Origin of the sequence: Massilia sp. LC238, assembly GCF_000735635.1 — a bacterium.
In the GTDB taxonomy this organism is placed as follows: domain Bacteria; phylum Pseudomonadota; class Gammaproteobacteria; order Burkholderiales; family Burkholderiaceae_D; genus Telluria; species Telluria varians.
In genome coordinates this window covers 20,510-40,930 of record NZ_JNNN01000008.1, presented here as the reverse complement: position 1 = coordinate 40,930, position 20,421 = coordinate 20,510, and the positions used below count along the sequence as shown (strand labels likewise).

The window sequence follows — 20,421 nt, the reverse complement described above, 5'->3', positions numbered from 1 at the left end:
CCGGCCTTGTGTTCATGGCATGTGGCCGAATCAACTACAATACCGGAGATATGGGTTTATCATGACCTTGACCATTATTTGAAAAGAGAGACCCCTAGCGCCATGCGTCGTCCTTCCAAAGATTCAACCCCTAAACTCTCCGCCGAAAGCCAGCGTCTCGTCAGCATTGCGCAAGCCATCATGCAGGCCGCCAGCCGCGTTGAAGAACGGACCTGGGAGCACCAACTGGACACGCAACTGCAGAAGCTGCTCAAGACCAACCACCAGGACAGCATCGATGCCGCGCTGAACGCCCTGTTCAAGGACGATCTCGCCTCCTACGACGTGCTGATGGATGCGGTCGAGGCCGTGAGCGAATCGGCCAGCATGGTCGAGCAGCAGGACGGCGGCGACGTCACCTGGCAGGCCCTGCTGGTGGCCGCGCCGGTGCTCGCCTGGACCCGCTTCAACATCGCCTCGGGCAACATCCCGGCCGAGATGCTGAGCACGCTGCAGGCGCACTTCTCGGCCCACCTGCTGGCCGAAGGCACCCGCATCGCGATGGCGCCCACGCTGTACTCGATCGACCAGCTGCCGCGCACCCATGCCGAGACCTATGCGCTGACGCACAAGCTGGCCGCCGCCGCGCACAAGGGCGGCACGGTCAAGCCGGCCGCGCGCGTGGAAGAAACCGCGCCCTTCCTGGCCGACACCCGCTACCTGCTGGTGGCGATCGTCGCACCGCAGGGCGCGCCGATGTTCCGCTGGCAGGAGCCGCAGCACCATATCGGTTTCGCCGAGGAGCGCAACCGCGCGCTGGAACAATGGCGCACCCAGGGCACGGCCAACATCGCGCGCCTGCTGCCGGGCTGCGGCGTCGAGCTGCTGCTGCCGGAAGCCTATTACGTGGCCTGCCGCGAAGCCGACAAGCTGATCCGTCCGATCTCGATCCGCGCCGCTGTCCACTACCTGACCCACACGCTGGGCGTGGAGCCTTCGGACCTGCGCGCCGTGGTCGCCGGCTTCGGCGAGGAGTCGGCCGACATCCAGATCGACGAATACCGCGTCTCCTTCACCATGCGCCAGGACAGCGACGTCATGTACGGCATCGTCTGGCCGCTGTACGGCCAGGAAGACGAGAATGGCACGCCGATGGAAGGCCCGTTCGCCACCGGCCCTGCCCCGCTGACCCCGATCAACGAGATCGTGGCCCACCTGAACGAGGCCGGCATCGCCCACATCAAGCGCATCAACGAGCGCTACCCCGCCGAATACTGCGACGACTGCGGCGGCCCGCTGTTCGCCGACCCGACGGGCGAGCTGGTGCATGCCGAGATGCCGGAAGATACGCCGCCGGGGAGCGAGCACTTCCACTGAGTAGGCTTGATCAGTAACCGTAGGGTGGGCGGGTTTTCCCGCCCACGCGGTGATAGTTAGCGGCAAGATCATCCGGCGCGAAAGCGGGGCCGACAACGATCACCGCGTGGGCGAGGAACTCGCCCACGCTACGAACAATAACCATACGGAGACTTCCTCGATGCCGCGCCCCGCCGTCCGCCTCGCCCTCGCCGCCCTCGCCCTCTGCACCGCCAGCCTTGCCCTCGCCGCCCCGGCAAAATCCCTGCAGCAAGCGCGCAGCACCAGCATCAAGTCCAAGTTCAACTACCTGAGCTTCCTGCCGAAGTCGTATTCGAGCAAGGGCGACAAGGTCCCCCTGATCGTCTTCCTGCACGGTTCCGGCGAGCGCGGCACCGACCTGAACAAGGTAAAGGCCTGGGGCCCGCCGGCCATCGTCGAGAAGGACCCGGACTTTCCCTTCATGGTCGTCTCGCCGCAGGTGGCGGAGGGCGAATGGTGGGATTCCTACCGTCTGAAGTCGATGCTCGACGACGTTCTCAAGCGCTACAACGTCGACCCCAAGCGGGTCTACCTGACCGGCATCAGCATGGGCGGCTACGGCGCCTGGGATTTTGCCTCGCGCTATCCGGACTACTTCGCCGCTGTGGCCCCGATCTGCGGCGGCGGCATCCCGCGCCTGGCCGGGCGGCTGAAGGACATTCCGGTCTGGGCCTTCCACGGCCTGAAGGACGACGCGGTGCCGGAGCAGGAATCGGCGCGCATGGTAGAGGCGCTCGAGGCCCAGGGCGGCAAGGTGAAGTACACGGTGCTGCCGGAAGCCGGCCACATCGAGGCATGGGTGCATGCCTACGGCGAGGCCGGGCTGTTCGAGTGGTTCGCGCAGCAGCGCCGGCCGTGATGGCGGCAACCCTGGCCGGGCTGCGGGCGCAGCCCGGCGAAGGGATCAGCGCGGCAGGCTGGCGATGACCTTGCTGGCGAAGTCGGCCGGGTTGCCGGCATGCCAGCGCCACACGATCACCAGGTCGTGGTCGGGCGACACGACGATGGTATTGCTGCCCGCGCCCAGTGCGGCATAGGCATTCGCCGGCAGGCCCGGCAGGTTCTTGCCCTTGGTATTCAGCCACCACAGGTAGCCGTAGTCCGGACCATGCGCGCTTGGCGTCAGGGCTTCCTTCACGTAGGACGCCGGCAGCACCTGCTTGCCCTGCCACTCGCCGCCGCGCAGCCACAGGTAGCCGAAGCGCGCCATGTCCCAGGAATTGATCCACATGCCGCCGCCCCAGCGCGTACCGCCGCTGACAGAAGCTACCTGCTTGCCGTTCAGTTCGACATAGCTGTTATGGTAGGGCACCCACTTCCAGCTGTTGGAGGCGCCGATCGGGTCCATCACCCCCTGCTTGAACACCTGCGGCACCGACTGGTCGAACACGCGCAGCAGCGACAAGGCGAAGCGGTTGATGCGCACGTCGTTGTACTCGTAGAAGCTGCCCGGGGCCTGCAGGGCGCGCGGCTTGCGCTCGCCGGCGCCGAAGGCGTCCTTGCCGACGAAGTCGGCGTTCTTGCCCCACAGGCTGCCCTCCCACTCGCTTTCCTGCTGCAGGTGCTGCTTCCAGGTGACTTGCGCATTGCGGCCCAATGCATAACCGCCGTCGGTTACACGCTTGCCCACCGGTTCGTCGAGCGCGATGCGTCCGTCGCGCACGGCGACGCCGGCAACCGTTGCCAGCATGCTCTTGGCCACCGAATAGGTCGGGTCCACAAACTGCGTGTCGCCGAATTCGGCGACCACATAGCCCTTGTAGATCACCAGCCCGTTGGTGCGGGCGCGCTCGGTCGGCATCGAGCCGAGGCGGGTCCCGAAAGTGGCGTCCTGGTCCGAGAAATCCACTGCGCGGGTGGTCTCGCGCGATTGCGCGAACTGCACGGCGGCGGCCAGGGCCTTGGCGTCGATGCCGAGTTCGGCGGGCGACTTGCGGGACCACTCGCCGGCGGGCGGGAAATAGCTTGCGCTTGCAGAGTTTGTTGCTGTTGCGGCGCAACCGGCGAGCGCCGGCAGCAGCGCGGCGAGGCCCAAGACGAGCACGCCGCGACGTGAAACACGAATCATGGATGAGTCCACTGTGAATATGGAAAACGGATCAGGCTGGAGTTGTAGTAGCGCTTGTCGCCGCTGACCTCCTGGCCGATCCAGTCGGGCCTGTCGAACACCGTGTCCTCGGAGGGCAGCTCGATCTCGGCCACCACCAGGCCGGCGTTCTCGCCCAGGAATTCGTCGATTTCCCAGGTGAAGCCGGCGTGCTCGATGCGGCGCCGGTATTTTTCGACGAGCGGGCGCTCGCACAGGGTGTCGAGCAGCTCCTGCGCCTCAGGCAGGGGAATCGGATATTCCCACTCGCCGCGGCGCACGCCGCTGCCCTTGCTCTTGATGGTGAGCGCTCCTGTCTCGCCCTCGATGCGCACGCGCACCGTGCGCTCCGGGTCGGAGCACAGGTAGCCCTGGCGCAGCAGCACGGGCTCCCCGAGCTGGCGCCAGCCATCGCCGCTGGGCAGGAACTTGCGTTCGATCTCGACGCCCATGGCCTGCCTTCAGTCCAGCGTCTGCAGGATCGGCGTCAGGATCGCCGCGCCCAGCGCCGCACTGCGCGCGCCGTTCCAGCCGGTGTGCGGGTCGGGCAGGTTGGCGTTGTCCTTGAAAGGCATTTCCAGGGTCAGCGACAGGCACTTGAAGGTGTGGCCGATGTACTTCGAGGCCAGGGTCAGCAGTTCTTCGTTGTACTTGCTGGCCGCGTAGCCGTAGACGTTCTGGAAGTCCGGGCTGGCCGCCATGTAGCGCTGGATGAAGGCGTTCTGCTCGTCCAGGCGCTCCGGAGTGAAGTCGGCCAGCATCTCGCTGCCCGCCACGAAGTTGTACGGCAACGCCTCGTCGCCGTGGATGTCGAAGAACATGTCGACGCCCGTTTCGTGGATCTTGTTCTTCACGCACAGCACTTCCGGGCTGCGCTCGGGCGAAGGCGTCATCCATTCGCGGTTGAGGTTGGCGCCGGCCGCATTGGTGCGCAGGTTGCCGCGTACCGAGCCGTCCGGGTTCATGTTCGGCACGATGTAGAACACGGCGCGCTGCAGCAGTTTGCGCGACACCGGGTTGGCATTGTCCAGCAGCGCATCCATCATGCCTTCCACGAACCATTCGGCCATGGTCTCGCCCGGGTGCTGGCGCGCGATCACCCAGATCTTCTTTTCCGCCTGCGGATTGCCGATCACGACCAGGTTCATGTCGCGGCCGTCGATCGTGGTGCCGATGTCGTGCACGCGCGCGATCGGGTTCTCCGCCACTTCGCCCAGCAGGCGCAGGTGGCGCTCCCAGGTGTAGGGCTCGAAGTAGGCGTAGTAGATGCTGTCGAGTTCCGGCGTGTGGTTGATCGTCATCACCTGGCCGTCGAAACTGGTCGGCACGCGGAACCAGTTCTCGGTGTCGTAGCTGGCGGCGACCTGGTAGTCCTCGAAGCCCTTCGGGTAGGTGGCCTGGCCGGCGTTCAGGAAGCGGATCGCGCAGGCCTGGCCGCGCGCGCCCTGCAGGCGGAAGTGGAACCACTGGTGGATGTCGGCGTGCGAATCCGCGCGCAGGTTCAGGTCGATTGCCTTGGGGCCGTCGGCGCGCACGACCTCGATGGCGCCGGAGTCGAAGGCCTGGCTGATTTTGATGGGCATGGCGAATCCTCTTTGTCCGTTCAAAGAAGCGCATCATACTGCAGGGATGCGTGCAGCGATGCGCCACGTGAGGCGAGCGGACGAGGCCCGGCGCTGCCGTGCCCTGCCCGGCTGCGCCGGTGGTCTACCGTAGCGCGATTACTGCGCGTCGAGGTCGATCAGGTCCTTGCTGTACATCAGCATGATCTGACGCATCAGTTCGACGTTGCTGCGGTCCAGCACCACGGTCAGGTCTTCCTTGGCGTTCGACGCAAAGTTCATGCGCAGCGTGCCGGGCAATTCCTTGCACTGCACGAACTCGGCGCGCGGGGTGTAGGGATGATCCCAGTCCTGCTGGCTCACCGGCGCGCAAGGGGGAGGCGGTACCAGGTTCGGGTCACGATTGACCGGCAGGTGCTTGAGCAGCCAGAACACGATGGTTGCCGGCACATAGAGCTGGACGTCGCTGGCGCCCTTGCAGGCAAACTTGACCAGCAACAGGTTGCCGACGCGATCGCAGGACATGGCCATGCTCTTGACTTGACGAATTACCGCAGGTTTCACGACGATATTCCTAGGGAAAAGGTTGAAAAAGGCGCAGCGATTCTACCGCATCCCATTGCCGTGTCACAAACAAAACGGGGAGCTCGCGCTCCCCGTATCCGTTCTGCCACTGGCTCCCGCCTTGCGGGAGCCGTGACATCACTCTTTCGACCCGCGGCCGCCGCCCTGCGAGTTGCGGCCGCCTTTTGCGGAGGCTGCACGCGACGGGCCACCCGAGCCGGCATTGGCCGACTGACGGTTGCCGTGGCTCATGCTACCGGCACGGCGGGCTTCTTCCGAGGTGAACTCGTGGGCCGTACCCTTGGCGTGGGCGGCCTTGCCGCCCTGGCTGGCGATTTCGCGCTGGCGGGCCGGATCCATCGAAGCGAAACCGCGGTTGCGGGTGCCGCTGCTCTGGCTGTTGCCGCCCTGATTGCTGCCTTGCTTGTTACCTTGATTGCTTGAGGCCATGATGATCTTCTCCCTTGTACGCTTTATGAACCGCCGCGTCCTGCGGCAGGCTGTTGCCGGGCAAACTCGAAGCCCGATGAGTGACCGGCGAAATCATCTTAGGTAGCACTGATGAATGCTGGTATAGGACGCTTTCAGATGACTTTGTAGGAATTCACGCGACAGAAAATGCATTAATGAAAATGTACTTCCAGTAGTCAACAAGCCCTTCAGTATCCGTCCTACACAGCCCCCCTACCCCTTCCTATACTGTATTAGCGTGAACGCGCGCATCATAGCGCTACAAGACGGCGTGCGTGCGCCGCACCGACACAGCGAAAGGAGTCGATATGGACGCGAACCAACGTAGCGAGGTCAATAACCAGACCAATAACGGCGCGAACGAAAAATGGACACCCGGCGCCAAGGGCAATACCACCAGCGGCCCCTTGGACCATACCTATCCGCAGGGTCCGGGCCAGCAGGGGACCATCCGCGGCGAGAACGAAATGCATCCTGACCAGGACCCGTCGCATATGGACCGGCAGGAAGTGGCTGCCGAAGACGGCGGCCGCGCCGACTACGAGACCACCCTGCCCCATGCCGTCCCGGACGACCTGCCGGGCGGCTCGATGCAGAGCCAGCAGACCGGCGGCTCGGGCCCGCAACAAGGCATCACCGACAGCCACCAGCGCCAGATGGAACAGCGCTCCGGCGCCTGGGGGCTGCTGGAGCAGCCGGTCGGCCACCGCGACAAGCATTCCGGCACCGACCTGCGCGCCCACCCGGCCAACCAGCAGGGCCACAGCCAGGATGTGCATGCAATGAATCCCCACGATCCGGCCCAGCCTAGCGCGGCCCGGCCCGAACTGCAGGGCGGCTCGCTCGGACGCCACCACGGCGTCGCGCCCGGAACCTACCAGTCCCAGGGCACGACCGCCGAAGTCGGCTACGGCAACCGGCAAAGCGCGGCGGGCAAGGTCGAAGGCACCGGCATGGCGGTCGGGCCGCATCCCGTGAACCAGCAAAGGAGCAAGGAATGAACCAGCAAAACGACCAGAACCGGCAATCGAGCACCGACCGCAACGGTTCGCAGACCGGACCGGCGGGCAGCGAAGGCAAGGCCGAGCCGCACAAGTCGAACGACGTGAGCGGCGGCCTGCCGCGCAGCCCCGGCAACAGCGGCCCGCGCACCGAGGACGAGGCCTGGAAGCCGGGCCAGAGCGTGAAGGCGGAAAAGAACCCGGTGCATGAATCGAACGACGTCGCCGGCGGGCTGCCCAAGAGCCCGGCCGGTGCGAACCGCCTGGCGGGCGACCGCAAGATGGACGACGACACCGGTTTTTCGCGCCAGTAAGCTGCCATCGGGGGCGGCCCTGCCGCCCCCCTCCCTCCGCTGGCCCCATCCGGGCCGAACATTGATGCACCTCCAAGCCGCAAGATCCTGACGGAACCCGTCCGTTCCCGCTCGACTCCAACCGCACTCGACACGTCTCGTTGTCCGCCGAATTTATTGGGCAGCGGTGACGGTGCACGTGCAACGAGAGTACGCGGAGACGAATCATGACGGAAGACGCAACGCTCGCGGTTTCGGTGGTGGTGCCCGCCTGTGGCCGCATGGACCTGCTCGACCGCTGCCTGGACGCGCTGATGCGCCAGCAGTTCGATCCGCACCAGGTCGAAATCATCGTCGTCGACGATGAGCCCAACCACAACACCCTGCACCTGGTCGCCGGCTGGCGCACCCGCACGCTCGAGCGCGGCCCGCGCCTGTCCTACGTCGCCAACCCGGGGCCGGTCGGTCCGGCATCGAGCCGCAACCGCGGCTGGCGCGCCGCGCGCGCGCCCATCGTTGCCTTCACGACCGACGACGCAGTGCCGGAACCGGGCTGGCTAGCCGAGGGCCTGGCGGCCTTCCGCGACGACGCCGACGTGGTCTGCGGACGCATCCAGACCCCGGTTCCGGCCCGTCCGACCGAATACCAGCGCAGTGCCCACGGGCACGAGGCCGCCGACTTCACCAGCGCCAGCTGCTTCTTCCGCAAGACCGCGCTCGAGCGGCTCGACGGCTTCGACGAGCGCTTCAGCGTGCCGCGCGGCAGCGATGCGGACATGTATTTCCGCCTGCTGGAACACGGCGTGACCATCGTGCGCGCGCCGCGCGCCCTGGTGGTCCATCCGGTCCGCCCGGCGCCCTGGGGCGCGAGCCTGCTGCAGATCCGCCATGCGGTGTTCGACGCCCTGCTCTACAAGAAGCATCCGGCCCTGTACCGCCAGAAAGTCGAGGCGCGCCCGCGCTGGGACCACTACGCGATCGTCGGCGTGCTGCTGCTCGCCGTGGCCGGGCTGCTGGCCGGCCTGCCGCTGCTGGCCGGCCTGGCCTTCGCGGGGTGGCTGCTGCTCACCGGCCGCCTGTGCGCACACCGGCTGCGCGGCGTCGCGCACACGCCGGCGCACGTGGCCGACATCGTCATCACCTCGGCGCTGCTGCCGCCGCTGGCCGTGTTCTGGCGCCTGGCCGGCGCGGTGCGCTACCGCGTCCGTTTCGCCTGAGGCCGCCATGCGCAGACTGAAGGTCCTCACCTGGCACACCCACGGCAGCTACCTGCACTACCTGTCGCACGCGCCGCACGATTTCTACGTCCTGTCCAAACCGGGCTGTCCACCCGGCTATGGCGGCCGTTGCGGCAGCATGCCCTGGCGCGACAACGTGCACGACCTCCCGGTCGAGCACGCGCGCCACCACGAATTCGACTGCATCCTGTTCCAGGACGATCACCAGTGGGAGAAAGACCAGTACGAGTACCTGGCGCCGGCACAGCGGGCGCTGCCGCGCATCTACCTCGAACACGATCCGCCGCTGGCCCACCCCACCAACACACGCCATCCCGTCGACGATCCGGGCGTGCTGCTGGTGCACGTCACCCCGTTCAACGCCCTCATGTGGGACAGCGGGCGCACGCCCGTGCGCGTGATCGAGCATGGCGTGCCGGCGCCCCACGAGCTGCACTACAGCGGCGAGCTGGCGCGCGGCCTGGTGGTCACCAACCACCTGGCACGGCGCGGCCGGCGCATGGGGCCCGACCTGTTCCTGCAAGCGCGCCGGACGGTGCCGCTCGACCTGGTCGGCATGGCCGCACAGGAACTCGGCGGGCTCGGTGAAATCGAGCACGCCCAGCTGCCCGCCTTCATGGCGCGCTACCGCTTCCTGTTCAGCCCGATCCGCTATTCGAGCCTGGGCCTGGGCGTCATCGAGGCCATGATGGCCGGGCTCCCGGTAGTCAGCTTCGCCACCGCCGAAATGGCCACCGTCATCGAGAACGGCGTGTCCGGCTACACGGCGACCTCGCTGGAACCGCTGCTCGGGCACATGCAGGCCTTGCTCGACGATCCGGGACTGGCCCGCCACCTCGGTGAAGGCGCCCGCCGTACCGCACGCGACCGTTTTTCGATCGGCCGCTTCAGCAGCGACTGGGATGCCGCGCTGCGCCACGTCACCGGCCTGGGCACGGCCCGGCAGGAGCATGTATGAAACTCGATGAAGTCCAGGCCGCGGCGAACGTGGCAGCAATGGCAGCGGCGCAGGCAGCGGCGGCCGAGGCGGCGATGCAGGTGGACGGACACCCGCTCACCCCGCCCTCCCTGGCCGCGGGCGGCGCCGGTGCACGCCGCATCGCCATCATCAGCGACCACGCGTCGCCGCTGGCCGCACCCGGCAGCGTCGACTGCGGCGGCCAGAACGTCTACGTGGCCCAGCTCGCACGCGAACTGGCGCGCGCCGGGCACCTGGTCGACGTGTTCACGCGCCGCGACGCCCCCGAGCAGCGCCAGGTGGTGCACTGGCTGGAAAACATCCGCGTCATCCACGTGCCGGCCGGGCCGCCGCGCTACGTGCCGAAGGAACAGCTGCTGCCGCACATCGATGCATTCTCGCGCTACGTCACGCGCTTCGCACGGCGCCAGCCGGCCGCCTACGACATCGCGCACGCCAACTTCTTCATGTCGGGCATGGTCGCCCAGCACCTGAAGGCGGCGCTCGGACTACCTTTCGTCATCACCTTCCATGCGCTGGGCAGGGTCCGGCGCCTGGCGCAGGGCACGGCCGACGCCTTCCCCACGGAGCGCATGCGCATCGAAGCCGCGCTGATGCGCGCGGCCGACCGCATCATCGCCGAATGCCCGCAAGACCGCTACGACATGGAAAGGCTCTACGGCGCGCCGCTCTCGCGCATCGCCATCACGCCCTGCGGCTTCGCGCCCGACGAACTGTGGCCGGTGCCGATGCTTGAAGCGCGCGCCCGCCTGGGCCTCGACGAAGGCCGCTTCATCGTGCTCCAGTTAGGGCGCATGGTGCCGCGCAAGGGCGTCGACACCGTCATCCAGGGGGTGGCCATGCTGCGCTACCGCTACGGCGTCGACGCGCAGCTGCTGGTGGTGGGCGGCGACATCAGCGGCCAGGTCGGCGCCAGCAGTGGCGACGGCCTCGAGCTGGCGCGCCTGCACAGCGTGGCGGCCGACCTCGGCATCGCGACACACGTACGCTTCACGGGCCAGCAGCCGCGCGCCGTGCTGCGCGACTACTACAGCGCCGCCAACGTCTTCGCCAGCACGCCCTGGTACGAACCCTTCGGCATCACCCCGGTCGAGGCGATGGCCTGTGCCCGTCCCGTGATCGGCGCCGAGGTGGGCGGCATCAAGAGCACCGTCAACGACAGCGTGACCGGCTTCCTGATTCCCTCGCGCGACCCGGCGGCGCTAGCCGACCGCCTGGCGCGCCTGCACCGCCATCCCGAGCTGGCGCGCGCGATGGGCGAGGCCGGGCGCCGCCGCGCCTGCGAACACTACACCTGGCGCCACGTCGCCACCCAGCTGGCCGCCATCTACGCCGACGTGCTCGATGCCACCCGGCCCGCGGCCGAGGCCGCAGCCTATCCCAACTAAGTCACCCTGAGGAGCCCATGAGTAACTCGACGCAGCAGCATCCTTCCCTGCAAGGCAAGGTCGTACTGGTGACCGGGGCCGCCAGCGGCCTGGGCGCCGCCATGGCACGCCGCCTGGCGGCATCCGGCGCCAGCATCTTCGGGGTCGACCGGCAGGCCGCGCGCCTGGCCGACAACATGGCGCAGCTGCGCGAACTGGGCGTGCAGGCGCACGCCCTGGGCGTCGACATCGCCGACCCGACAGTGGCGCCGCGCGTGGTGGAGCATGCCGTCGACGTGCTGGGCCGCCTCGACATCCTCGTCAACAATGCCGGCACCGACGTCACCCTGCCGATCGCGGAACTCGCGGACCAGGACTGGCTGCGCGTAGTGGGCACCAACCTGACGGCGCCCTTCCTGCTGTCCAAGTACGCGGCCGGCGCCATGCGCCGCCACGGCGGCGGCCACATCGTCAACATCGCCTCCACCGCCGCCAAGCGCGCCTGGCCCAACGCCAGCGCCTACCACGCCAGCAAATGGGGCCTGCTGGGCCTGTCGCACGCCCTGCACGCCGAACTGCGGCCGGAAAACATCCGCGTCACCGCCGTGATCGCCGGCGGCATGCGCACGCCCTTCCTGCTCGACCGTTTTCCCGACCTCGATGCCGACAGCCTGCAAGACCCGGCCGACGTCGCCGAGGCCATCCATTCCGTGCTGGTGCTGCCGCCCGCCACGGTGGTCGCCGAACTCACCGTCCTGCCGCTGCGCGAAACCTCCTGGCCATGAAAGCGATCTTCCTCGACAAGGACGGCACCCTGGTCGAAGACCTGCCCTATAACATCGAGCCGCGCCGGATCCAGCTGGTGAGCGGCGCCGGCGCCGCCCTGCGGCTGCTGGCCCGGCTCGACTACCGCTTCTTCGTCGTGACCAACCAGTCCGGCATCGCGCACGGCTGCTTCGGCGAAGACGCCATGGGACCGGTCGCCGACCGCCTGGCCGACCTGCTGTTCCGCGAGAACCTGTCGCTGGACGGCTTCTATTACTGCCCCCACCACCCGCTGGGCACCGTCGGCAGCTACGCCATGGTGTGCGCCTGCCGCAAGCCCTCGCCCGGCATGCTCATCAAGGCAGCGCACGACCACGACATCAACCTGCGCGAATCCTGGATGATCGGCGACATCCTGCACGACGTCGAAGCCGGCAACCGCGCCGGCTGCCGAACGCTCCTGATCGACAACGGCAATGAGACCGAATGGCGGCTCGGCCCGCGCCGCGTGCCTACCCGGATGGCGCCCGACCTGTATGCGGCGGCCGTGCTGATCGCCTCGCACGAGGAGGCGCGGCTGTGAGACTGGTACACGAGGAGGCGCCCGTCAACGCCCAGTCGCCACGACCCTGGCAGGCCGCACGGCGCATCCTGTGCGTCCGGCTCGATTCGCTGGGCGACGTACTCATGTGCACGCCGGCGATCCGGGCCCTGCGCCAATCCCTGCCGGGCTGCCACCTGACCCTGCTCAGCTCCCCGTCGGGCGTGGCGGCGGCACCTTACATCCCCGAGCTCGACGCTGCGATCAGTTTTCGCGCCCCATGGATGAAGCACGACCACGCCATTGGTGCGCAAGCGCTGCAGGAATGCGCCTCAAAGCTCGCTGCCCAGCACTTCGATGCCGCCGTCATGTTTACGTCGTACTCGCAAAGCCCCTGCCGGCCGCGATGCTGTGCCAGCTGGCCGGCGTTCCCTTGCGCCTGGCCTCCTGTCGCGAAAACCCTTACCAGCTGCTCACCCACTGGGTGCCGGAGCGCGAGCGCGAACGGGCGACCCGCCACGAAGTGCAGCGCCAGCTCGACCTGGTCGCCGATGTCGGCTGCGCGACTTCCGACACCGCGCTGTCCTTCGCCGTCGCGGCGGCGGACGCCTCGCGCATCAATACCATGCTCGAGGAAGCAGCGGTCGATCCGACCGCGCCCTACCTGGTGCTGCATGCGGGAGCCAGCGCCGCCTCGCGCCGCTATCCCGTCCGCCACTGGCTGGTCTTGATCGGCATGCTGCGCAGGCAGTTCAGCCACAAGCTCATCCTCACAGGCGACGGCAGCGACGTCGAGGCGCTGCGCCCGCTGACCGAGGGCTGGCGCAGCCCTGCGCATTCCCTGATCGGCAAGCTCGGACTGGGGGAACTGGGGGCACTGATCCGCGGCGCAAGCCTGCTCATCACCGGCAACACCGGGCCGGCCCACATCGCGGCCGCCGTCGGCACGCCGCTGGTCGACCTGTATGCCTTGACCAATCCCCAGCACACCCCGTGGCGCGTGGCGCACCGCCTGCTGTTTCATGATGTCAGCTGCCGCAACTGCCTGCGCAGCAGCTGCCCGCAGAGCCACCATGCCTGCCTGGATCTACTTGCGCCGCGCACCGTGCTGGAGGCCGCCGTGGAGCTGCTGGCGGCCGCCCCGAACAGGCCCGCGCGCACGGACGACGCGGCCCTTGCCTTCGCCTAGCGGAGGCCGTATTGACGTGGGCCGTATGCGAAAGCGCAAAAAACTGAGCACAAACCTATTACAAAAACTCAAGTATTTGGACGAGCTCTGATATAATTTCAGAGTTCGTCGGGGCGTAGCGCAGCCTGGTAGCGTACCTGCATGGGGTGCAGGGGGTCGGAGGTTCGAATCCTCTCGCCCCGACCAACAAATCAATGAGTAGGGCCAACCATCGGTTGGCCTTTTGCTTTTCCGCGTCAGCCATGCGCTCTCACGAAGCATGGCGCTGCCGATTCCCGCCATCCCTTGATCGTCAAGCCGAACTCGTTCGGTCAACAGCCCATGCTATGCTTGAGCTCGAAATGCATTGCCGCATTCAGCGAGACTCAACTACGCATCGAGGAAAGATATGAAAGACGTCAAAGTAGATGTTCGCGTCAACGTCACCGTCGACCCTACAAGCGTTCTTCTTGTGCTAGCAACGGCAACCATGGGCTTGTTCTTCTACAAGCAAAACAAGCAGCAGAAGTCGCTACCGAACGCATCCTGATGATGTAATGGATGCGCCCGCCCTGGCACTAATGTGAGCTAGCGGCGTGGCGGCTGAGCTTGTGTGCGTTTGTACTGGTGCGCCTGCCGTGTCCATGACCCGGCAAACTTCGTTAGTAGCTCCAGGTCATAGAACGCATAGTCAACTGGCATGCTCTGCCGTGATACGCTGATTTCAAAAGCCGGAGGCTGGACGGGGGCATCTGGCATGAACGACGTCGACGTGTAATAGATGAGCCATCGTTTTGGGTAGTCGGCTCGCGGCAACTCTGCCCCGGATGTCAGGGGGACCCAATCCGCGCTCAAGACCCCGCGCCCGCAAGAAGTCTTGCCGGACTCGATCATAAACGTATCGCCGGGTCTCAGTTTCCCTTTGAATGCGCGCTCAACGCGAAACCTGGCGCGCTCTACGACGGATGGAAAATGGGGGAATGTCTTATCTGAGACCGATACATTTCTGACGTCGCTGACAAGCGCAACGACCACAAATTCCGCATTGTCGAAATTAGACTTCACGCGCTTTGGCGAGTCTTCCCAAAACTCGGGTGCAACTGGCCCGCAGGCCATGACGCCAGACGACGCAGAGCAGGACAGGACAGCAGCAAAAATGAAAGGTCGCATCATCGGACTCCTCGCGCTTGCGGATGAGGATGAGATTCAATAATCGTCCAAGGTCCACTCACGATCACCGTGGGCCTGCCTATTTCCACTCGCCCCTCAGTTCAAGCACCTGCTGCTGCAAATACTCCGGCGACGCCGCCTCCGGCGCCACCGGCTGCCCCACCGCCAGCGCCAGCTTCGAACGGATGCCTCGCGCGAACGAGCGCTCGAACACGTTCGACGGATCGCGCGTGAACACGCTGCCCCACAGCCCGCGCAGCGCCATCGGGATCACCGGCACCTTGCTGCGCTCGACGATCTTGGCGATCCCGCTGCGGAACTCGTTGATTTCGCCGGTGTGGGTCAGCTTCCCTTCCGGGAAGATGCACACTAGCTCGCCCTGGTGCAGCGCTTCGGCGATGTCGACAAAGGCGCGCTCCATCATGAAGGGGTCTTCCTTGGCCGGCGCAATCGGGATCGCCTTGGCCGCGCGGAAGATCCAGCGCAGGAAAGGCGTCCTGAAGATGCGGTGGTCCATCACGAAGCGGATCGGGCGCGGGCTGGCGGCGCCGATGACGAGCGCGTCGACATAGCTCACGTGGTTGCAGACCAGCACCGCCGGGCCCTGCGCGGGAATGCGGTCGGCGTCGATGGTGCGCACGCGGTAGCCGGTGTGAATCAGGAGCCAGGCCAGGAAGCGCATCAGGAATTCCGGCACCAGCGAGAAGATGTACACCGCCACGCAGGCGTTCAGCAGCGCCGTCACCAGGAACATCTCGGGAATCGTGAAGCCCTGCCCCAGCAGCACGATGGCCAGGCCGGCGGCGGCCACCATGAACAGCGCATTCAGGATGTTCATGCCGGCGATGGTGCGCGAGACGTGCTTCTGGTCGCAGCGGGTCTGGATCAGGGCGAACAGCGGAACGATGAACAGGCCGCCGAACACGCCGATCAGCACCAGGTCGAGCATGATGCGCCATGCGCCTGGCAGGCCGAGCAGCGTGAGGGCGCCCACGGTCGCGGCGCCGTTGAGCTCGGCATAGGCCACGCTCGCGAAATACAGGTCGATGCCGAACACCGACAGGCCGATCGAGCCGAACGGCACCAGGCCGATCTCTACCTTGCGGCCCGACAGCTTTTCGCACAGTAGCGAGCCGGCGCCGATCCCGAGCGAGAACACGGTCAGGAGCAGCATGATCACGCTGTGGTCGCCGTGCAGGTAATCCTTGGCGTACAGCGGGAACTGCGACAGCACCAGCGCGCCGTAGAACCAGAACCAGGAATTGCCCAGCATCGACAGGAACACGGTGCGGTTCTGGCTCGAGAACTTCAGGTTGCGGATCGATTCGGCGAAGGGGTTGCGGCTGATTTTCAGCTCAGGCACCGGGGCCGGCGAGGGCGGAATGCGCCAGCTGGCGGCCAGGCCCAGCACTGCGCACAGCAGCGTGCCGCCGGCGACCAGTTCGATGCCCCAGGGTTTCACCCCGACCAGCAGCGTGCCCGCGACCTCGCCCAGCAGGATGCCGACAAAGGTCCCCATCTCGATCACGCCATTGCCGCCCACCAGTTCGTCGGACTTCAGGTGCTGCGGCAGGTAGGCGTACTTGACCGGACCGAACAGGGTCGAGTGCAGGCCCATGCCGACCACGGCGGCGATCAGGACCCATAGCGTATGGGTCAGCCAGCCGATGCCGGCCACCAGCATGATGGCGATTTCCAGCAGCTTGACGAACCTGGCCATGCGCCCCTTGTCGAACTTGTCGGCGATCTGGCCGGAGGTCGCCGAGAACAGCACGAAAGGCAGGATGAACAGGCCGGCGATCAGGTTGTTCAGCATGCCCGGGTCGGCCGTGGTCCAGTTCGCCGTGTCGAAGGTCAGCGCAACCAGCAGTGCGGTCTTGAACAGGTTGTCGTTGAAGGCGCCAAAGAACTGGGTCCAGAAGAAGGGGCCGAAGCGGCGCTGGGTCAGCAGGGAAAACTGGCTCGGTTGGCTCATGCGGGTTGGCTCGTGAACATTGGAAGACGTAATCTACAACAGCTCACCAGGTGGATTACCCTGTTTTATTGTTGCGTTGCCGATATTAATTCCTAAAGTGTCGGCTGGCGATACCGGATGGGTAAAAAGCATAGACCGCCGAACGGTTCAAGCGGCACGCCATGTCAACCCGAGGCATTGATAAACTTGATTGAAACGTCTCAAGCACTCGTACATACAACACGATTGTGCAGCGCAGCGCAGGTAGAATCCGCGGATGACTTCTTCCGACTTCCTCCTCCGCTACGCCAGCGTGACAACCGCGCTGTTCGACCACATCGAACACGACATGCTGGCCCTGTCCTGTGCCTTCATCGACGATGACGACACTGCGCCACCAGCCTGGCAGGATGCCCTGCCCCCGCATGCGATGCAGCCGCTCGGCCTACCCCAGACCTAAGAACCTATAGGTTCAAAGGGCTGGGCAAAAAAAATGATTCGATTCTGCAAGCAATGCCGCAAAATCGAATCATGTTGCAGCCGTCAGTTGGCGGCGGCATCCCTCCTCAGGCCAGGGTTTCCAGGCGAATACGCGTGACCTTGCCGATCACCGCCGGCAGCTTCTCGATCTTCTCGATCGCCGCGATGATGTTCTTCTCGCGGGTCTGGTGGGTCAGCAGGATGATGTCGAGGTTGACCTGGTCGCCCGGCTCCTTCTGCAGCACCGCGTCGATCGAGATGCCGGCATCGGCCAGGATGCGGGTCAGGTCGGCCATCACGCCGAGCTGGTCCTTCACATACACACGCAGGTAGTAGCTGGTGGTGATCTCGGCCATCGGCACGATGGCGACGTCGGTCATCTCGTTCGGCTGGAAGGCCAGGTGCGGCACGCGGCAGTACGGATCGACGGTGGCCAGGCGGGTCACGTCGACCAGGTCGGCAATTACCGCCGAGGCAGTCGGCTCGGAACCCGCGCCCTTGCCGTAGTACAGCGAAGCGCCGACCGCGTCGGCCTGCACCAGCACCGCGTTCATCGCGCCTTCCACGTTGGCGATCAGGCGCGCCGCCGGGATCAGGGTCGGGTGCACGCGCAGCTCGATGCCTTCGCCGCCGTTTTCCCCTTCGATATGGGTGCGGCGCGCGATGCCCAGCAGCTTGATGCGGTAGCCGAGCTGTTCGGCGTAGCGGATGTCGCGCGCCTGCAGCTGGCTGATGCCCTCGATGTAGGCCTTGTCGAACTGCACCGGGATGCCGAAGGCGATCGCCGACATGATGGTCAGCTTGTGCGCCGCGTCCACGCCCTCGATGTCGAAGGTCGGGTCGGCCTCGGCATAGCCCAGCTCCTGGGCCTGCTTGAGCACGGTGGCGAAATCCAGCCCCTTCTCGCGCATTTCCGAGAGGATGAAATTGGTGGTGCCGTTGATGATGCCGGCCACCGATTCGATACGGTTGGCGGTCAGGCCCTCGCGCAGCGCCTTGATGATCGGCACGCCGCCGGCGACCGCCGCCTCGAAGGCCACCATCACGCCCTTTTCCTGGGCCGCGGCAAAGATTTCGTTGCCGTGCAGGGCCAGCAGCGCCTTGTTCGCGGTCACTACGTGCTTGCCGTTGGCGATTGCCTTGAGCACCAGTTCACGCGGCAAGTCGTAGCCACCGATCAACTCGACAACGATGTCGATGTCCGGGTGGTTCACCACGGCGAAGGGGTCGCCGACGACTTCCACGCCGGCGCCGACGATCCCGCGCGCCTTCTCCAGGTTGCGCGCCGCCACCATCGTAATCTCAATACCGCGGCCGGCGCGGCGGCGGATATCCTCCTGGTTGCGTTGAAGAACGTTGAAGGTGCCGGCGCCGACGGTGCCGATGCCCAGGAGGCCTACTTTGATGGGTTTCATGATCTCGTATCTCGTTAAGTTCAACCTGAGGGTTTAGAGGGTGTGAAAAAACGGCCAGGGCAAGGCGCCGAGTCGAAGACAGTACGATAGTACGGCGAGACGAGGCAACGCAGCCATGGACGAATTTTTCACACCCTCAGCGCGCATGGCGCCGTCGGTAGCCGTCGAGGAAGCGCGCAATGCGTCCGCAGGCATCCGTCAGGTCGTCGGAATTGGGCAGGAACACCAGCCGGAAATGGTCCGGGGCGATCCAGTTGAAGCCGGTGCCTTGCACCAGCAGCACTTTTTCCTCGGACAGCAGTTCGCAGATGAACTGCTGGTCGTCCGCGATCGGGTACATCTTCGGGTCGAGGCGTGGGAACATGTACAGCGCCGCTTTTGGCTTGACGCAGGACACGCCCGGAATATCGGTGAGCAGCTTGTGCGCGAGGTCGCGCTGTTTCAGCAGGCGCCCGCCGGGGCCGACCAGGTCGGCAATGCTTTGATAACCGCCGAGGGCCGTCTGGATCGCGAACTGGCCCGGCGCGTTGGCGCACAGGCGCATCGAGGCCAGCATGTTCAGGCCCTCGATATAGCCCCTGGCGTGGCGCTTGTCGCCGGAGACTACCATCCAGCCGGCGCGGTAGCCGCAGGAGCGGTAGTTCTTCGACAGGCCGTTCAGGGTCAGGAACAGCACGTCGTCGGCCAGCGAGGCGATCGAGACATGCTCCGCGCCGTCGTACAGGGTCTTGTCGTAGATCTCGTCGGCGTAGATGATCAGGCCGTGCTGGCGCGCCAGTTCGACGATCTCGAGCAGCACCTCGCGGTGGTACAGGGCGCCGGTCGGGTTGTTCGGGTTGATGACCACGATCGCGCGCGTGTTCGGCGTGATCTTGCGGCGCATGTCCTCGATGTCGGGCAGCCAGCCGGCCTGCTCGTCGCACACGTAGTGCACCGGGTTGCCGCCGGCCAGGCTCACCGCCGCGGTCCACAAGGGGTAATCGGGCGCCGGCACCAGCACTTCGTCGCCGTTGTTCAGCAGGCCCTGCATGGCCATCACGATCAGTTCCGACGCGCCATTACCCAGGTAGATGTCATCGATGCCGACACCCTCGATGTTCTTGCTTTGGGTATAGTGCATCACCGCCTTGCGCGGCGCGAACATGCCCTTGGAGTCGGTGTAGCCGGCCGCGCCGTGCATGTTGCGGATCATGTCGTGCACGATCTCGTCGGGCGGATCGAAGCCGAACACGGCCAGGTTGCCGATGTTCAGCTTGATGATCTTCTGGCCGTCGTCTTCCATCTCGCGGGCCTTTTCCAGGGCCGGGCCGCGGATTTCGTAGCAGACGTCGTCCAGCTTGTTCGATTTCAGGATCGGTCGCAAAGTGTCCCCTGTGAGCTAGGTCTCGCGCCTGCACATTTGTTGCAGTGCGAAAAATACCCATTCTGCCGAAAGCGCCCGATTTAAGCAACCTCACCCCTTCCCGGCCGAATAAAATCCTGCCGAATGGCTTCTGGAAGATCGCAGCTTGCCGTCCACCCTTCCGGCGTGCGGGGCGGCCCGGCTCTCCGGTTACAATGGATGTTTCGATGTCATTGCCATCCGCGCTACGATGAAGCTCCATTCCGACAATACCCAGCAGTACCAGACCGTCACCGGTTATGACGCCAGCGGTGTCGAGATCAACGCCCAGCGTTTCAACTTCAGCCTGACCGTCCTGCCGGAAGTGCCGCCGCGTCCCTGGAACGTGACCCGTTTCGAAGACCTGACGCCCGCCCATTTCGAGGAAATCGCCAAGGATGCCCCGGACGTCGTGGTGCTCGGCACCGGCGAGCGCCAGCGTTTCATCCACCCGAAACTGGTGGCCAGCCTGTCGAGCATGCACGTCGGCGTGGACTGCATGGACAACCAGGCCGCCTGCCGCACCTATAACGTGCTGATGGGCGAAGGCCGCAAGGTCACGCTGGCCCTCATCATCGGCAGCGGCGTCTGAGCCCCCCCGCCCTGCCG

22 protein-coding genes and 1 tRNA gene are annotated in these 20,421 nt (G+C 65.8%); 14 read left to right on the top strand and 9 right to left on the bottom strand.

Annotation, left to right across the window (positions count from 1 at the left end; genetic code table 11):
• Positions 1 to 102: 102 nt before the first annotated feature.
• On the top strand, positions 103 to 1,356 hold the full coding sequence (locus FG94_RS02450) for a DUF2863 family protein (RefSeq protein WP_027866784.1): 1,254 nt from the start codon (positions 103 to 105) through the stop codon (positions 1,354 to 1,356).
• Positions 1,357 to 1,516: 160 nt separating this feature from the next.
• Positions 1,517 to 2,236, top strand: a complete 720-nt coding sequence (locus FG94_RS02445; RefSeq protein WP_081925737.1) for a prolyl oligopeptidase family serine peptidase — start codon at positions 1,517 to 1,519, stop codon at positions 2,234 to 2,236.
• A 45-nt stretch (positions 2,237 to 2,281) separates the two neighbouring features.
• Here the strand turns inward: FG94_RS02445 and FG94_RS02440 are convergent, their stop codons facing one another.
• From FG94_RS02440 to FG94_RS02420, 5 genes are all read right to left on the bottom strand, one after another.
• A complete protein-coding gene (locus FG94_RS02440) occupies positions 2,282 to 3,445 on the bottom strand; it encodes a serine hydrolase (RefSeq protein WP_036206591.1) in 1,164 nt (387 codons plus the stop codon).
• Complete coding sequence (locus FG94_RS02435; RefSeq protein ID WP_036206589.1) at positions 3,442 to 3,915, bottom strand: CYTH domain-containing protein; 474 nt, start codon at positions 3,913 to 3,915, stop codon at positions 3,442 to 3,444. Before FG94_RS02435 ends, FG94_RS02440 begins: the two co-directional genes overlap by 4 nt.
• A gap of 9 nt (positions 3,916 to 3,924) precedes the next feature.
• Positions 3,925 to 5,046 carry a M14-type cytosolic carboxypeptidase gene (locus FG94_RS02430; protein ID WP_036206587.1) on the bottom strand — a complete coding sequence of 374 codons (1,122 nt, stop codon included), beginning with the start codon at positions 5,044 to 5,046 and terminating at the stop codon, positions 3,925 to 3,927.
• A gap of 138 nt (positions 5,047 to 5,184) precedes the next feature.
• On the bottom strand, positions 5,185 to 5,550 hold the full coding sequence (locus FG94_RS02425) for a hypothetical protein (RefSeq protein WP_051996052.1): 366 nt from the start codon (positions 5,548 to 5,550) through the stop codon (positions 5,185 to 5,187).
• A gap of 177 nt (positions 5,551 to 5,727) precedes the next feature.
• A complete protein-coding gene (locus FG94_RS02420; protein ID WP_036206582.1) occupies positions 5,728 to 6,039 on the bottom strand; it encodes a KGG domain-containing protein in 312 nt (103 codons plus the stop codon).
• A 329-nt stretch (positions 6,040 to 6,368) separates the two neighbouring features.
• On the opposite strand from FG94_RS02420, the gene FG94_RS02415 reads away from it, so the two are divergent.
• The 10 genes from FG94_RS02415 (at position 6,369) to FG94_RS27585 (ending at position 13,962) form a co-directional block, all read left to right on the top strand.
• Positions 6,369 to 7,061 carry a hypothetical protein gene (locus FG94_RS02415; RefSeq protein ID WP_036206580.1) on the top strand — a complete coding sequence of 231 codons (693 nt, stop codon included), beginning with the start codon at positions 6,369 to 6,371 and terminating at the stop codon, positions 7,059 to 7,061.
• Positions 7,058 to 7,375: a hypothetical protein gene (locus tag FG94_RS02410; RefSeq protein WP_036206578.1), complete on the top strand. Its 318-nt coding sequence runs from the start codon at positions 7,058 to 7,060 to the stop codon at positions 7,373 to 7,375. Before FG94_RS02415 ends, FG94_RS02410 begins: the two co-directional genes overlap by 4 nt.
• 206 nt (positions 7,376 to 7,581) lie before the next feature.
• Positions 7,582 to 8,571 carry a glycosyltransferase family 2 protein gene (locus FG94_RS02405; RefSeq protein WP_036206575.1) on the top strand — a complete coding sequence of 330 codons (990 nt, stop codon included), beginning with the start codon at positions 7,582 to 7,584 and terminating at the stop codon, positions 8,569 to 8,571.
• 7 nt (positions 8,572 to 8,578) lie between these two features.
• Entirely contained in the window at positions 8,579 to 9,550 is a 972-nt protein-coding gene (locus FG94_RS02400; protein WP_036206573.1) for a glycosyltransferase family 4 protein, read from the top strand.
• Positions 9,547 to 10,959 carry a glycosyltransferase gene (locus FG94_RS02395; protein ID WP_229445828.1) on the top strand — a complete coding sequence of 471 codons (1,413 nt, stop codon included), beginning with the start codon at positions 9,547 to 9,549 and terminating at the stop codon, positions 10,957 to 10,959. Before FG94_RS02400 ends, FG94_RS02395 begins: the two co-directional genes overlap by 4 nt.
• 17 nt (positions 10,960 to 10,976) lie before the next feature.
• On the top strand, positions 10,977 to 11,723 hold the full coding sequence (locus FG94_RS02390; protein WP_036206570.1) for an SDR family oxidoreductase: 747 nt from the start codon (positions 10,977 to 10,979) through the stop codon (positions 11,721 to 11,723).
• The gene (locus FG94_RS02385) at positions 11,720 to 12,286 is read left to right on the top strand and encodes an HAD-IIIA family hydrolase (RefSeq protein ID WP_036206567.1); all 567 of its coding nucleotides are present in this window, start codon (positions 11,720 to 11,722) and stop codon (positions 12,284 to 12,286) included. Before FG94_RS02390 ends, FG94_RS02385 begins: the two co-directional genes overlap by 4 nt.
• Positions 12,287 to 12,650: 364 nt before the next feature.
• On the top strand, positions 12,651 to 13,433 hold the full coding sequence (locus FG94_RS28025) for a glycosyltransferase family 9 protein (protein WP_229445827.1): 783 nt from the start codon (positions 12,651 to 12,653) through the stop codon (positions 13,431 to 13,433).
• A gap of 109 nt (positions 13,434 to 13,542) precedes the next feature.
• Positions 13,543 to 13,619 (top strand) — tRNA-Pro (locus tag FG94_RS02375).
• Positions 13,620 to 13,821: 202 nt separating this feature from the next.
• Positions 13,822 to 13,962 carry a hypothetical protein gene (locus FG94_RS27585; RefSeq protein ID WP_161783930.1) on the top strand — a complete coding sequence of 47 codons (141 nt, stop codon included), beginning with the start codon at positions 13,822 to 13,824 and terminating at the stop codon, positions 13,960 to 13,962.
• A gap of 38 nt (positions 13,963 to 14,000) precedes the next feature.
• On the opposite strand, the gene FG94_RS27045 is transcribed toward FG94_RS27585, so the two are convergent.
• Together FG94_RS27045 and FG94_RS02370 are read right to left on the bottom strand one after the other, a co-directional pair.
• A complete protein-coding gene (locus FG94_RS27045; RefSeq protein WP_152570814.1) occupies positions 14,001 to 14,585 on the bottom strand; it encodes a hypothetical protein in 585 nt (194 codons plus the stop codon).
• A 76-nt stretch (positions 14,586 to 14,661) separates the two neighbouring features.
• A complete protein-coding gene (locus tag FG94_RS02370) occupies positions 14,662 to 16,557 on the bottom strand; it encodes an MFS transporter (RefSeq protein ID WP_036206563.1) in 1,896 nt (631 codons plus the stop codon).
• Between the two features lie 256 nt (positions 16,558 to 16,813).
• Here FG94_RS02370 and FG94_RS27790 point away from each other — a divergent pair, with 256 nt between their 5' ends.
• On the top strand, positions 16,814 to 16,996 hold the full coding sequence (locus tag FG94_RS27790) for a hypothetical protein (protein ID WP_036206560.1): 183 nt from the start codon (positions 16,814 to 16,816) through the stop codon (positions 16,994 to 16,996).
• A gap of 106 nt (positions 16,997 to 17,102) precedes the next feature.
• On the opposite strand, the gene FG94_RS02360 is transcribed toward FG94_RS27790, so the two are convergent.
• Both FG94_RS02360 and FG94_RS02355 read right to left on the bottom strand, forming a co-directional pair.
• Positions 17,103 to 18,431: a homoserine dehydrogenase gene (locus tag FG94_RS02360; RefSeq protein WP_036206557.1), complete on the bottom strand. Its 1,329-nt coding sequence runs from the start codon at positions 18,429 to 18,431 to the stop codon at positions 17,103 to 17,105.
• A gap of 136 nt (positions 18,432 to 18,567) precedes the next feature.
• On the bottom strand, positions 18,568 to 19,794 hold the full coding sequence (locus tag FG94_RS02355) for a pyridoxal phosphate-dependent aminotransferase (RefSeq protein WP_036206554.1): 1,227 nt from the start codon (positions 19,792 to 19,794) through the stop codon (positions 18,568 to 18,570).
• Between the two features lie 229 nt (positions 19,795 to 20,023).
• Between FG94_RS02355 and FG94_RS02350 the strand changes: the two genes are divergently transcribed.
• Positions 20,024 to 20,404: an Mth938-like domain-containing protein gene (locus FG94_RS02350; RefSeq protein WP_036206552.1), complete on the top strand. Its 381-nt coding sequence runs from the start codon at positions 20,024 to 20,026 to the stop codon at positions 20,402 to 20,404.
• The last annotated feature ends 17 nt before the right edge of the window (positions 20,405 to 20,421 follow it).